Source organism: Pedobacter cryoconitis (genome assembly GCF_003259615.1).
GTDB lineage: Bacteria > Bacteroidota > Bacteroidia > Sphingobacteriales > Sphingobacteriaceae > Pedobacter > Pedobacter cryoconitis.
This window is the reverse complement of the sequence record NZ_QLLR01000006.1, coordinates 99240-113433: the sequence shown is the minus strand read 5'-3', so window position 1 is coordinate 113433 and position 14194 is coordinate 99240. Positions and strand designations below refer to the sequence as shown.

Annotated in this window: 11 protein-coding genes; 5 read left to right on the top strand and 6 right to left on the bottom strand. The window is 39.8% G+C overall.

Features of this window, described 5'->3' with window-relative positions:
• Positions 1 to 75: 75 nt before the first annotated feature.
• On the top strand, positions 76 to 1413 hold the full coding sequence (gene chrA, locus LY11_RS09210) for a chromate efflux transporter (protein WP_111633426.1): 1338 nt from the start codon (positions 76 to 78) through the stop codon (positions 1411 to 1413).
• Between the two features lie 25 nt (positions 1414 to 1438).
• Complete coding sequence (locus LY11_RS09205; protein ID WP_111633425.1) at positions 1439 to 2197, top strand: hypothetical protein; 759 nt, start codon at positions 1439 to 1441, stop codon at positions 2195 to 2197.
• A gap of 6 nt (positions 2198 to 2203) precedes the next feature.
• On the opposite strand, the gene LY11_RS09200 is transcribed toward LY11_RS09205, so the two are convergent.
• The 3 genes from LY11_RS09200 to LY11_RS09190 form a co-directional block, all read right to left on the bottom strand.
• Entirely contained in the window at positions 2204 to 3130 is a 927-nt protein-coding gene (locus LY11_RS09200; protein WP_170132658.1) for an alpha/beta hydrolase, read from the bottom strand.
• Positions 3131 to 3217: 87 nt separating this feature from the next.
• Positions 3218 to 4513, bottom strand: coding sequence for an amidohydrolase family protein (locus LY11_RS09195; protein WP_111633423.1), 1296 nt, complete (start codon positions 4511 to 4513; stop codon positions 3218 to 3220).
• Position 4514: 1 nt separating this feature from the next.
• A complete protein-coding gene (locus LY11_RS09190; RefSeq protein WP_111633422.1) occupies positions 4515 to 7526 on the bottom strand; it encodes an amidohydrolase family protein in 3012 nt (1003 codons plus the stop codon).
• A gap of 318 nt (positions 7527 to 7844) precedes the next feature.
• Here LY11_RS09190 and LY11_RS09185 point away from each other — a divergent pair, with 318 nt between their 5' ends.
• Positions 7845 to 8465, top strand: coding sequence for a hypothetical protein (locus LY11_RS09185; protein WP_111633421.1), 621 nt, complete (start codon positions 7845 to 7847; stop codon positions 8463 to 8465).
• 100 nt (positions 8466 to 8565) lie between these two features.
• Complete coding sequence (locus tag LY11_RS09180; RefSeq protein ID WP_111633420.1) at positions 8566 to 9987, top strand: serine hydrolase; 1422 nt, start codon at positions 8566 to 8568, stop codon at positions 9985 to 9987.
• Between the two features lie 51 nt (positions 9988 to 10038).
• Here LY11_RS09180 and LY11_RS09175 read toward each other — a convergent pair whose 3' ends face one another.
• Positions 10039 to 11316 (bottom strand): adenylosuccinate synthase, encoded by a 1278-nt coding sequence (locus LY11_RS09175; RefSeq protein ID WP_111633419.1) that lies wholly within the window; start codon positions 11314 to 11316, stop codon positions 10039 to 10041.
• Between the two features lie 80 nt (positions 11317 to 11396).
• Positions 11397 to 11960 carry a Crp/Fnr family transcriptional regulator gene (locus LY11_RS09170; protein ID WP_111633418.1) on the bottom strand — a complete coding sequence of 188 codons (564 nt, stop codon included), beginning with the start codon at positions 11958 to 11960 and terminating at the stop codon, positions 11397 to 11399.
• 300 nt (positions 11961 to 12260) lie between these two features.
• Here LY11_RS09170 and LY11_RS09165 point away from each other — a divergent pair, with 300 nt between their 5' ends.
• Positions 12261 to 13115 (top strand): Rpn family recombination-promoting nuclease/putative transposase, encoded by an 855-nt coding sequence (locus LY11_RS09165; RefSeq protein WP_111633417.1) that lies wholly within the window; start codon positions 12261 to 12263, stop codon positions 13113 to 13115.
• Between the two features lie 93 nt (positions 13116 to 13208).
• On the opposite strand, the gene LY11_RS09160 is transcribed toward LY11_RS09165, so the two are convergent.
• Positions 13209 to 14177, bottom strand: a complete 969-nt coding sequence (locus LY11_RS09160) for a quinone oxidoreductase family protein (RefSeq protein ID WP_111633416.1) — start codon at positions 14175 to 14177, stop codon at positions 13209 to 13211.
• Positions 14178 to 14194 lie beyond the last annotated feature (17 nt).

Sequence of the window (14194 nt, the reverse complement as noted above, 5' to 3'; positions counted from 1 at the left end):
AGATTGACTAAGCACTTAAAGGGCCTTTAAATTAATAAAGAGGCCCTTTTTTCGTATCTTTAAGCTTAATCATATATGGAAGAAACACGATTGGGGAAACCCGGATTTAAAGAAGCTTTAAAGTTTTGGTTTAAGTTAGGATGGATTAGTTTTGGCGGAACTGCAGGGCACATTGCTATCATGCACGATTTTTTAGTTGGTCAAAAGAAATGGGTGAGCAACAGCCGTTTCTTTCACGCACTTAGTATCTGTATGCTGTTGCCGGGGCCCGAGGCACAGCAATTAGCTATTTATATCGGCTGGCAGTTACATGGCAAAAAAGGAGGGTTGGCTGCCGGAATATTATTCGTGGTTCCTTCGGTACTTATCCTTTTAGTTTTAAGTATTGTTTACGTGTCTTACGGTAACCTTCCCTGGATCTATGCGATGTTCAACGCCCTGAAACCAGCAGTGATTGCTATCATTATTATTGCCCTATATAAAGTCGGGCAAAAATCACTCAACGGTCTTTTACACTACCTGGTGGCAGGCCTTGCTTTCGTCTGTATTTTCTTTTTCAATGTTTCCATGCTGGCGATTATTGGCGGCAGCATTACACTGGCAATAATTGTCCAATATCTTAAGCCTGATTTATTGCATGGGAAAAATAAAATAGAAGGGCAGGCATTGCAGGAAGAGGCAGGTTATTATATCAACGCATCTTCAGTAGAACCGGGCCGTAGTTTTAAAATTAAAACATTGATCAGACAGCTCTCTGTTTTTCTATTGTTATGGTTTATACCCATAGCTATATTTTACTGTTTATCAGCTGAATATGTTTTCTGGAAGGAATTGACGTTATTCTTTACGCAGTCTGCTTTTATGACCATTGGAGGTTCATATACTGTACTGCCCTATGTCGCACAATTTGCAGTCACTAAATTAGCGTGGCTTTCCAAGATGCAGATGGTAGATGGTTTTGCGCTTGCAGAAACCACACCGGGGCCATTGATTATTGTGGTTGGTTTTGTCGGTTTTATGGCTGGCTTCAATCATTTCCACGGGTCGCTGCTGATGGGGAGTATCGCACTGCTCATTACTGTTTTTTACACCTTTTTACCCTGTTTCCTATTTATATTTGTTGGCGGGCCAATGATCGAAAAATCGCATGGCAATGAAACAATCGGCGGTGTTCTGAAACTGGTTACTGCCGCTGTTGTAGGGGTAATTTTGAATCTGACCCTGTTTTTAGGGAAAGATGTGATCTTTCCGGGCGGAGTAAACTTGCAGCATCTGGATCTGATTGCACTGGTCTGGGTAGCCGTTTCGTTGTTCCTTTTGCTCAAACTGGAACTGAATGTGGTTTATCTTATTTTATTAAGTTTGCTATTTGGGCTCATACGTTATTATATTCGCGAAGTTTATATTAGTTAACAAATACCCGGATATCAATTTGATTATGACGCATTGGAAAAAGCTGGAAGTCTACAGACCATTACAAGCAGAAGAGGTCGCTCCATCATTCAAAAAATTCGCACATTTTATTGCGGATGAACTGGTCAAAGAAGACTTTAAACTCAAAGAGTCAAAAACAGTAAAGAAGTTTTATCGGTTTAATGAAGATTTTGAGCAAGCCATTTATTTCGAAACGCTGAGTTCTAAAACTGATTTTAGAATAAAAATAGCCATAAAACCACTTTTTTCTGATCCTTTAATCCCTTATTGGATTTTGGAAGCATTTGAAATCTCAGCGGCGTTTAAAATGACTTATCCATTAACACAGGAATTTTTAATACTGGCCGGACATCTTGCAGAAGAAATAAGAGAAAGCTTAATCTCATTTTTTGATCAATATGATAGCTATCAAAAAGTAGTGCTTCATTATCAGGATTTATTAAAAAACTATCGCACAAATAACAATGAGACTATTCCTGAATTTGTAAGCGCTGACCTTTTATTTTATGATAGTTCATTTAAAGTGAGGGATGCAGCATTATTTAATCAATCTCATGCAAAATTTTTAAACCGGGAACTTAGCGTTTATGAACGGTTTAAAGACGATCTTGCCGCTGGAAAGGAGATTTTGGCCCGAATTGAAGCATTTAAACAGGTTAAATTGATCTTCAATGATGATAAACTTTATCAGCGGGAAATAGAGAAGCTCAATCAAAAATCTGTAGATTATCTAAATACGTTTCAAAAAAAGAAGGCAAAATAGCTTTGTTTACTTTATCCATTGCGTCAAAGAACTGATGAACGCTGTCTGCTGATCTGTATATAAATAGTGGGCGCAATTTTCCAGGTATTTTAGCTGACCAGTGCCCACCAGATTTTGCAGGTTCATAATTTGCTGCGTAGAAAAAAGACCGTCATCCTTACCATATAAAGCGTAAATATTAACTTTCTTTTCCTGCAAACGCTTCAAAACTGGCATGATGCTCATACCGGAATATTGCTCGCTTTTCCAAAAACCAATAACCGGGGCGTTCGTTTTATGTGCAGACAGATTCTTATAAACGGAATCTGATCCCAATTTAGCATATAAACTTTTGGCTAAGCTACTCTGGTTTTTTGTACTGAAAAATCCGTTTACCGAAGAATGCTTAAAACAAGACGCTCTGTACTCAAAAGAATTGGGGTCCATCTTTTCAATAGCCAAAACACTGCTGAGGCCTGCACTATCATTTTGAGCCCGGTAAATTACTTTTGACCGCTCTAATATAGTTTTATAAGTTTCCGGCTGCGACAACAGCGAACTGACCAAAACCAGGGACTTTACCTGCTGAGGATATTTTTCAGTATATAAAGTAGCTACAATTCCACCAAAACTAAAGCCGATCAGTGTCGCCTTCTTCAATGAAAACTTCTTATAAATACCATTCAGATCATCAAACGTCTGCTGGAAATTGTATTGCGCTTTTTCATCTTTTGATAGCCCTTCACCACGTCTATCATACAGCACCACATAAAACCCCTGGCTTGCAAGTTTCTGCGCCGTGGTAACCTCAAAAGCCCTGACACTGCTGCCCGGGCCGCCATGGATAAAGATTACAGGTTTGTTCTTACTGTGCCCGTAAGCCTTAGTATAAAGCGATTGTCCGTTTACAAAAAAACAGGAGAAGAAAAAGATAAAGAAGAAGGTATATTTCACAAACGAAATTACAAAAAATGCCGCCCAATCTGAGCAGCATTTTTTGTTAAATTCAATATGTAAATCCAGCCAATTGCCGGCTAACTATTATTTTTCCGCCGCATATTTATCACTGAACTTTTTATCCAGTTGCTTATGCAGATTATCCAGGTTAATAGCTCTTCCCTGGATAAAAGCCTGCTCCACCTTGTTTGTTTTCATATCCAGCGCATCACCCGCAGAAACGAAGAAAGTTGCATCTTTTCCAACCTCAATACTTCCGGTAGTTTTATCCGTGCCCATTGCTTTTGCTGCATTCAAAGTGATCGTAGCTAAAGCCTTTTCTTTATCCAGACCCCATGCCGTAACTGTTCCCGCCATAAAAGGCAAATTGCGCTGCTGCCAATATCCATCAATGCTTAACACCACATTTAAACCTGCATTGGCCAGGATAGCTGCATTCTTATAAGGCATATTGACATCATCATCATTGTTATTTGGCAAAGCATGAGGCTGTTTAACGACTAACGTAATGTTATTTGCTTTTAAAAAATCAATGATTAAATAAGCCTCATCCGCACCCGTAATCACAGGCGTGATACCAAACTTCTTTGCAAAATTAACTGCATTAACAATATCCTTTTGACTTTCTGCGCCAATAAATAGTTTTTCCGCACCTGTAAAAACAGGTTTCATAGCTTCAAAACGCGTATTGATTACTTCAGGTTTACCCATTTCTGCATAAGCTTTTGCCTCAGCAAAGAAAGAAGTTAATTGGTTAATCGCCGATTGGGTGCGTTCCGCCTGTACCTCTGCGGTAACCTGCGGGCGGCCATAACCCCGAAAGCGGGGAGTCGTTGGCCAGCTCATGTGCATCGCATCATCTTTTTTGAGCGCAGCATCTTCCCAATTCCACGCATCCAATTGCACTACAGAAGAACTGCCTGAAATTATTCCGCCTTGTGGTGTCGGCTGTGCCATCAGTACGCCATTACTGCGTAAAGTAGCCGGTACTTTTGAATCCGTATTATAAGCGACAATAGAGCGGATATGCGAATTATAATCGCCAATTTCTGCAAAATCAAGCGTTGCTTTTACGGCCTCAATCTCAGTTAATCCTAAGTTTGTGGTCGCTGCAATAAAACCCGGGTAAATGTGTTTGCCGCCCGCATCGATGCTGACCACATCGCCCTGTGGAGCCTGTCCGCTGGCAGCTACTGCTATAATTTTTCCATTCCCAAAAAGGAGGGTCCCATTTTCAATCACCGTACCATTGCCAACATGAATTGTTGCGCCGGTTATCGCTATCGTTTTACTTTGTTTTTTTGCCGGAGATATATTGGCCTGTGCAAAACACATCAGGCTTGATGCCGATAAAGCCAGGCTAAATAGATATGTTTTCATGTTAGTGTGCATGTTCTGATTCATTTAATTCTGCTGAATAGTTTTCTAAAGTTTCGCAATTGTAAAGGCGCGGCGCAACTCCCTGGGCACGTTGTGTACCCGAGCCGCTGCTTTTGCTCTCTAACATCTTTTGAATTAAACGTGCTTTTTCTGTTTGCTGAGTTTTAATAACCAGCGCATCCTTCTCTATATCCCAATAGGCAGCACCATCTACAAAAGTTTTTTCTGCTTTCGCATAAATAGAAAGCGGGTTGTCTGACCAGATGACCACATCGGCATCCTTACCAGCTTTTAAACTTCCCACCTGACCATCAATATGGAGCATTTTTGCCGGGTTTAACGTCACAAATTTAAAAGCTTCCTCTTCAGGAACATTGCCATATAAAACAGCCTTACCAGCCTCCTGATTTAAATGTCTTGCCATTTCTGCATCATCAGAATTGAAAGCCGTAGTAATCCCTACATTGTGCATAATCTTTCCATTGTAAGGAATTGCCTCTGCTACTTCATTTTTATAAGCCCACCAATCAGAAAATGTTGAACCCGCAATGCCATGCGCTTTCATTTTGTCAGCTATTTTATAACCTTCTAAAATATGCGTGAACGTATTGATTTTGAAACCTAAACTATCCGCCACATGGATCAGCATATTGATTTCACTCTGTACATAAGAATGACAGGTAATGAAACGCTTGTTCTTTAAAATTTCAACGATCGCATCCAGCTCCAGATCACGGCGCACATTATTTCCTTTCACCGCTATCGCTTTCCCGTACTCTTTTCCACGGGTAAACTCATCTACAAAAGTTTGTTCAACACCCATACGGGTTACCGGGAAACGGGCACCAGTACCAAAATTACTCTGCTTCACGTTTTCACCCAAAGCAAACTTGATAAAGCCATCAGCACCAGCAAATTTCAGCTCTTCCGGCGCTTTACCCCAACGTAATTTAATCAATTGAGACTGGCCGCCAATTGGATTTGCTGAACCATGTAAAATATGCGAAGTTGTTACACCTCCTGCCAGCTGGCGATAAATATTCACATCTTCCGAATTGATAATGTCTGCAATACGAACCTCCGCAGAAACAGATTGCGCACCTTCATTGATACCACCGCTGCCCGCAATGTGCGAATGCTCATCAATAATACCCGCTGTTACATGTTTGCCAGTTGCATCAATAACTCTTGCATTACCTGCACTCAGATTTTTACCTACAGCTTTGATTTTTCCATTTTCCAGTAATACATCTGCATTTTGGAGGATACCTTCCTTTTCATTCGTCCAAACCGTAGCATTTTTAATTAAAACGTTTTCTGCTTTTGGCAAAACTTCATTTCCGAAAGCACCAAAGGGATAAATTACAGGCCCCATGGCTAAGGTAGCTTTTGGCTCTTCTTTTTTTTGCGTTTCTTTCGCTGCTTCTTTATAAGCTGCCGTAAATCTGCCAGTTGTTCCGTCCGGAAGTACCGCTTCACCTTTTAATAACAGGGGAGAAGCAGCAGTCAGAAAACCACTTAAGCGGATATTTCCTGCAGGATTTTTCTTTAAACTGAAGTTGATGCTTACCCAATCGCCGTTTCTTGCCAAAGCAGCAGTTGCTTTAACACTATCTACGTCTATTCTTTCAATGGCGGCAACTGAACCACCCGATGTTCCGGTGATTTTTAAAGTCAAAGCACCAACGCCGTCAATGTTTAAATTGTAATTTCCACGAATATCTGTTACGTCTATTTTATTGATAATAAAGCGTTTTCCCTGCACCCAATTCTCAAAAATGATATTATCTTTTTTAAATAAATTATCGGATGAAATCAGAAAATTAGCCACCTTACCTTTTTCCAGTGAACCCACTTTGTCGCTGATTCCTAACAGGGAAGCCGGGATTTCGGTAATGGACTGTAAAGCTTGTTTTTCAGTTAATCCATTCTCGATCGCAAGGCGGATATTAGCCCAGAAATCGCGTGTATTTTCTAAACCGAAAGAAGTCAGTGCGAATTTAACACCTGCTTTTTCTAAAGCAGCAGCATTTGCAGGAGCCATTTCCCAGGCTTTCATCTGCGTCAGCGTTAGGTTTCTTGCTTCCGAAGGATCTTCCACATCATAAGCTTTAGGAAAGTTCAGCGGTATAATCAGGCTTGCTCCGGTTGCTTTAACTTCTTGAATACGCTGATATTCATCACCTGTAGATTTGATTATATATTGCTTGCCAAATTCTTTTCCAATTTTATCGGCACGAAGGATATTAGCCCATCCATCCACCTCAAAAAGCTGAGGTATGTTTTGCTGCCTGGCAAATTCTTCGAGTGAAATATTGTATTCGTCTTTTTGCTTGCCATACCACTGCGCATCGTAATAAGTTTGGCGCAATAAAGCGATTGAACCCATTAAAGAGGTCGGATAGTCATTAGAAGACGTTCCTTTGCTGAAGGAATAGTTTGCTGCCGTCTGATCTTTTAAAAACACATTGTTATCAGCGCCATCATTTAAGGTTACTGCTGCAGAAATTCCGCGTGCAATTCCGTCACGGTTAATCACATTGACACTTCCGAAACCAGCTTTCCGCAAATCATCTGCTTTTTTGCTGTCCACAGAGAAAATGTTTTTCACTTGTGTTTCCGGTCTGATGGCTTCGTTCCATCCATAAGCACCTTTTTTAGCAGATACAAAAACAGATTGACGTGCGCCGCGGGGTTGAACAACGGCTTCCGGTAAGCCATAGCCAGTAAAAGCGTCTACTAAGGAAGGATAAATGAACTTTCCTTTCGCATCAATAATCACATAACCTTTTGGTACAGCCAGGCCAGCGCCAACGGCTTGTATTGTCTGGCCTTTTACTAATAAGGTAGCGTTTGTAAGTGTTTGGTTGGAATTGACGACGATTGTTGCGTTGGTAAACGCAAATTGGCCCGGTCTGGTGTCAAAAGAGCCATTAACAGGGTAGGTAGTTTGCTGTGCAAACAGGATTGCAGCATAAAATACCAGCACAACGGCGAGTAAAAGTTTCTTCATAATAGGTTAAGGGGTTAATTTATTTAAAAATAATATAAATTAACAACCAACTCACATAATCACTCAATTTTTACAATTGATCGGATCGCGAAACATTAATTTCAGATTCTTGAATTTCTATTATTTGTATTTCAAGTTCAAAAATGACTATTTCAAGCATGAGATCGCCCAGAATAGTCCCAAAAGCATCTGAATTTTAGTCACGGCGTATGCACAAGCAGGTCTTTTACCTTTTACCAGGATAAATAGCTGAAAGTATCAATATATAGGCTTACTTTAAGGAATTGATAGCACGATATTAGAATCAGGGGCCATTTTATGAAAATTTCCAGAGACGATCCATTTGACCTGAACCTTTGTATCAGAGGATTAGGTGTTTTAACCACTTATATGCACTCTGATATTTATGAATACATCTATTACTTCACTTTTAAAAAGGTAATGAAATCCTATGCGAAAGATTTCAAAGACGCATGGGAACAATATCTGGATGAAGATGAGTTTTTTGAAAAAATTGAAGATCCTTTTGTTCAGAATGCGCTTAAAGCTCAGTTTAAACTTATGGAGTTTAAATTGGAACTGATCCGTAGATTTGGCTTTACAGAAACAGAAGATCTGGAAGATGCAGCAATAATTATACAGGCTCAGCGGTTTAAGCCATATATACTGATTTATAAAAAGGCTAAAACTTATAAAAAGCTACAACTCTACTATGAGCGGACATTAGAAGGGATTATCGCCTGTTTGTATAGCTATGCTACCGCAATCACTGTGCAAAGTAATAAAATCCCCCTGGTATTTAAGAGACAATTTAATTCGGAGGACCAGAGCTGGTCGCGCTTGCTGAATACCGACGATAATAATGTAGAACTATTAAAGCAATTAATCAGTGGATTAAAAGAAGAGCTGGAAGGCCTGAGGTTGCTGTTAAAAAAATGAAAACCTGGTCAGGTTTTTCTTTCTGAAATAGGGGTATTGTATTTTTGGTCGTTTAAATTATAGGTGTTAACTATACGCTATTAATTATATAATTTAAATTATGAAACTTACAAATTTTAAGGTGCTGCTTATCTTGTTGAGCCTTACACCTTTAATGACTTTTGCGCAAAGTAGCGGACAAAGAAAAAGTGATTTAGTAGTGGTACTGATCAAAAAATATATCAATGAAAAACGTCCGGATCGGATTTATGCGCTGGGTAGTAAAGCTTATCAAACTTCCATTAGCAAAGATAAATTGGCTGAGTTTTTTGAAAAAAACATCTATTTTCTGGGAAAAGTTAAGGAATCTTCTTTTCTCCGTACTGAACAAAAACAGCGTAAATATAAGCTTGAGTTCGAAACTGAAAATCTGGAACTTTCTCTTTCGCTTGACCAAAATAACAAACTAGACAGACTCTCTTTCTCGGATTTTGTACCAGTTGTTACCAAAAAGACTGTACTGGTTCCTTCTTCTAACCCTTTGAAATCAAAACTGGATAAAGAAATAGATACCCTGGCAAGGAATTATATTCAAAATTCAAATGCAGTAGGTTTGAGTATTGGGGTATTCAAAGACGGGCAAACCTATACTTATGGATACGGTACTGCACAAAAGAACAAGGACATGCTTCCTGATGCAAATACCATTTTTGAAATAGGTTCCATCAGCAAAACATTTACTGCTCAATTATTAGCTTACTATGTGAATGCTGGAAAAATTAGTTTAACAGATCCGATTACGAAATACCTGCCGGATTCGGTCGCTGCAAATCCTGAGCTTCAAAAAATAAAGATTGTAAATTTAAGTAACCATACTTCCGGATTAGCCCGACTGCCGGAAAATCTCCTCAGCAAAAACCCTGATGCTGCAAATCCTTATAAATACTATACTAAAGAATTATTGTTCAGTTATTTGAAGTCCTGCAAACTTGCGTCAGTTCCGGGAGAAGTTTATAGCTATTCAAATATGGGCACCGGGCTTCTGGGAGTGATTTTAGAGCGGATCAGTGGTAAAACCTATGCAGAGCTGCTGAAAGAAATTATAACTGACCCCTTAAAAATGAACAGTACATTTCAGCACCTGACTCCTGAATCAGCAAAACGTTTTACGAAAGTATATAATAAGGAGACAAAGGAAGTTAAAGCCTGGGATTTCGACGCGCTTGTTGGGGCTGGAGGTCTTCGCTCTACTGTAAATGATATGCTGATTTATGCAGAAAATAACATTGAAAGTAAGCATACTGAATTAGCAAAAGCATTCGCGCTTACCCATCAGGTTACTTTTTCGAAAGAACCTATGGTTGGTTTGGGCTGGCACATCATGAAGCCGACAGCGGATACTTATTATTGGCATAATGGCGGAACTGGCGGAAGCAGAAGTTTTATTATCATCAATATCAATAAAAAGACTGCTGTAGTGGTACTTTCTAATTCGGAGGCCGAAACTGATAGTACCGGCGTAGGGATTATAGATAAATTATAATGATTTGATAAGCCGGTGAATTTTTTCACCGGCCTATTATTTGTTAATTTCCTAATTTAAGATCAAAGTTTGTTTTCTATCCGGGCCTACAGAAAGGTACTTTACAGGTACACCCAATTGCGCTTCTAAAAAGTCTATATAGGTTTTCAGCTTTGCAGGAATCTGATCCGGACCAGTGATCCCTGTTATATCTTCTTTCCAGCCTTCAATTTCCTGTAAAACCGGTATAGGTTGAATAGAGCTTATATCGTAAGGCATGTAATCAATGACTTCACGCTTGTAATTATAATGGGTACAGGCATAGATCTGATCAAAACCGCTCAGTACATCTGCTTTAGTCATTACGAGTTGTGTAACCCCGTTAATCATAATCGCATATTTTAATGCAGGCAGATCAATCCATCCGGTGCGCCTGGATCTTCCGGTTATAGCACCAAACTCGTGACCTTTACGGCGTAATTCTTCCCCTGTTTCATCCGTCAGTTCCGTAGGGAAGGGGCCACTGCCTACTCTTGTGCAATAAGCTTTAAAAACACCAATCACTTCTCCAATCTGGTTAGGCGCAATGCCAAGGCCTGTGCAAGCACCTGCAGTAGTGGTATTTGAGGAGGTTACAAAGGGGTAGGAGCCAAAATCAATATCGAGCATTGTGCCCTGTGCACCTTCGGCCAATACCTTTTTACCCTGCTTCACGTACGTATTGACTACATGTTCTGCATCTACTAATGGAAACTTGCTGATGAAATCAAGCGCTTCGAAAAATGCGGTTTCCAGTGCGCTGAAGTCAGTGATTTCACTATATAAAGATTGCAGTATCGCTTTGTGTTTGCTCACCAGGTTTTCATAGCGCTGCTTAAAGTCTGGTAAAGTTATATCTCCCACACGCAGGCCGTTACGCCCGGTTTTATCCATATAAGCCGGACCAATCCCTTTTTGTGTAGAACCAATTTTATTGTCGCCCATTCTTCTTTCTGAGGCAGCATCCAGCAATCGGTGTGTAGGTAAGATCAGGTGTGCTTTTTTCGCAATCATCAGCTTTTTTTGAGCAAGCAGATCATGTCCGGCTTCTTTTAAATTGTCCAGCTCTCTTTTTAAAGCGATTGGATCAATCACTACACCGTTTCCAATGAGATTCATCGTATTTTCAAAGAATATACCTGAAGGAACTGTATTCAGTACAAACTTTTTACCCTCAAATTCTAACGTATGACCGGCATTTGGGCCACCCTGAAAGCGGGCGATCAAATCATAATCCGGACTTAAAACATCTACAATTTTTCCTTTACCTTCGTCGCCCCATTGGAGGCCTAATAAAACATCAACAGCCATTCTCTATTTATTTTTTGTTGAAGCAAAGTTGGGGATAACCTGGTAGCTGTCAATTGTCAAATGGCAAAAAAGCAAATCAATTATTTTTTCCTGATCCGGCTAAGTGAGGATGCTGTAATTCCAAGATAGGAGGCGAGCATGGATAGCGGAACCCGGTTAGCGAGGCCGGGATAATGATCAAGAAAGTGCAAATAACGCGTCTGTGCATCCTGAACCAGCATATTACTGCTTGCTCTCATTTTATTTTCCATCACATAGGAAGTAATCTTTGAAAACAGATCGCTCCACCCGGTAATGGTATTGGAAAGTTCCTGGAAACCTGCTTTAGAAAATACCAGCAGGGTACAATCTGTTACTGCTTCAATATATTCGGCAGTAGGGATTTCGTCACGAAAGCTGTTAATATCGGCTACAAAACGATTCTCATAAACAAAATAACGGGTATAACCTTCTCCGGCTTTATCATAATAACAAACTCTGAATACGCCATCTGTAATGTATCCTACTTTATCTGCTATTTGACCTGCTTGTGAAAAGTATTCTCCTTTTTTGATTGTTTTTGGCTTTACCTTGGACTGAATCATTGCAATCTGCTCCTTGCTGAGGTGTCCAAACTGAAGGAGGTAATTAATTAATTCTTCCATATTCAAAGTTAAGCAGTCTGCGTTGAACAAGAGTTGTCATTTGACAAAAAATGGCTGTAATGTTTGATGATTTTATAAATATAAGAGGTTTACGGCTTTCCGTAAGGAAAGTATTGAGTAAAAATATTATGCTGTTTCTCTGCCTGATTTAAAAAGTGTTTTTGGAGAAATTTGAGTGCTTTTTCTTTACAATTTATATTATAGGTTAAAATTTCTCCTGTTAACTATTTATTCACAATAGAGATATTTATTACCTTTTAAATATAAACAAGGGTAGCTTGTCCTAAATCATTAAGAATTATGTCAGCTAGTACAAATAAATACATTGATCCATTATCAGATTTTGGATTCAAACATCTTTTTGGCGGTGAACCTAACAAAGAGATCATGATTGCTTTTTTAAACGCATTGTTTGAAGGAGAAAAACACATTACCGATATTGTCTATAATCCAACTGAACTTGCCGGGGAGGACAAGGAGCATAAAAAAGTCTTCTTCGATTTGTTATGTACCGGGGACCAGGGCGAGCAGTTTATTGTAGAAATGCAGCGGGCAGACCATGATAATTTTGAGGACCGCTGCATTTTTTACCTGAGCCGCCTGATTCACCAGCAAAAGCTAAAGGGTAATCGTCAATGGGATGTTAAACTGAAAGAGGTTTTCCTGGTTGCCATCCTGGATTTTAACATGAGAAATTGCCTGAGTGACCATTATTTGCAAAGTATTTCACTGGTGAACAGGGGGACTGGTAAAGTATTCCACAATGGACTGGGATTTAAGTTCCTGGAACTGCCTAAGTTTGAGAAGAAAGAAGATGAACTGGAAAATGAGCTGGACAAATGGGTTTATCTGCTTAAACACATGCACAGCCTGAATCAGATTCCTAAGTATCTGGATAAACGTGTTTTTGAAAAAATCTTTAATATCGCTGAAATGAAAAAACTATCACCAGAACAACAATTTATACACGACTCGATTTTACAGCGGGAAGAAGATGATTACGGCCGGATTAAATTTGCAGAACGCAGAGGAACGGAAAAGGGAAAACATGAAACTGCACTGGCTATCGCAAGAAAAATGAAAGAAGAGAATTTTGATCCGGATAAAATTGCCAGATTTACTGCGCTCTCCATGGAAGAAATAGAAAGCCTTTAAACATAAACCATAGCGTGTAACCTCAATCAAATTTGTTCATTAATTTGATTGAGGTTACACGCTATAATTCTTACATGTGCATTCAAAAAGGCCTTAAATATTTACCACAAGTCTTTTGCCATCTGTAAGATTACTATTCCAGAATTTTTCAACGTCCTGAATGGGAACAGTAGTTACTTCTATCTTTAGTTGCTGTTCTGCTGCCAGGCGAAACAATTCCGGAAGGATCTCCTTAAAAAGCAAGCTGATTTCCTCTTTTGTCCAGCTTCCTAAACCAGAACCGGATAACTGAAGATCAATGCTGCGCAATATTTGTGAGGATAAAGTGATTGTATCTCCCGACATTGAGCCTATAGATACATAGCGGGTCCGGGCAGAGAAAGTCCCTGTACCTTTTAAGGAAGATAAAATCAGTTCTGCAGAATGTCCCCATAGATAATCGATAACTACGTTAATCGGTGTTTCAGCATGGATCTTTTTTAGCTGGCTCACAAAATCATTGTCGTCCTGATTGAGCGATACCAGCTGATCTGCCCCTAATTCCGGTAAAGCTTGGAGTACTTCCTCATTTCTGCCTGTTACAATTATCTTTCCTGCGCCATAATATTTGGCAAGCTGAATAGCCATTTTACCGGTAAAACCAGTTGCGCCATTGATTAAAACTGTTTCTCCTGGTTTTAATCCGGCACGGAAACGGAGTGCCAAAGCAGATCCCATAGCTGCATTAGGGAGTGCTGCAGCCGTAGCATCGTCCAGTGCATCGGGTACTGGGGAGCACCAATCTTTGATAAATACGGCTTGTTCCGCCATTGTACCTGCAGTACCGACCCCATAAATGCGCTGACCGTTTGGTAACAGGCCAACGCCGTCAGTCCCCACTACTTGTATTTTAGCTGTTTTTTCAGAAGAATAATGCTGGCCACTGGCTTTTAGTTTATCCAGATTTTTGATCGCTACGGCTTTTACCCGGACTAAAACTTCCTGGTCATGCTGAACCACTGGTTCAGGAATTTCTGCATATTGAGGTATTTCTCCTGCCTGATAGATTATTGCTGCTTTCATTGCTTATCGATTTATAA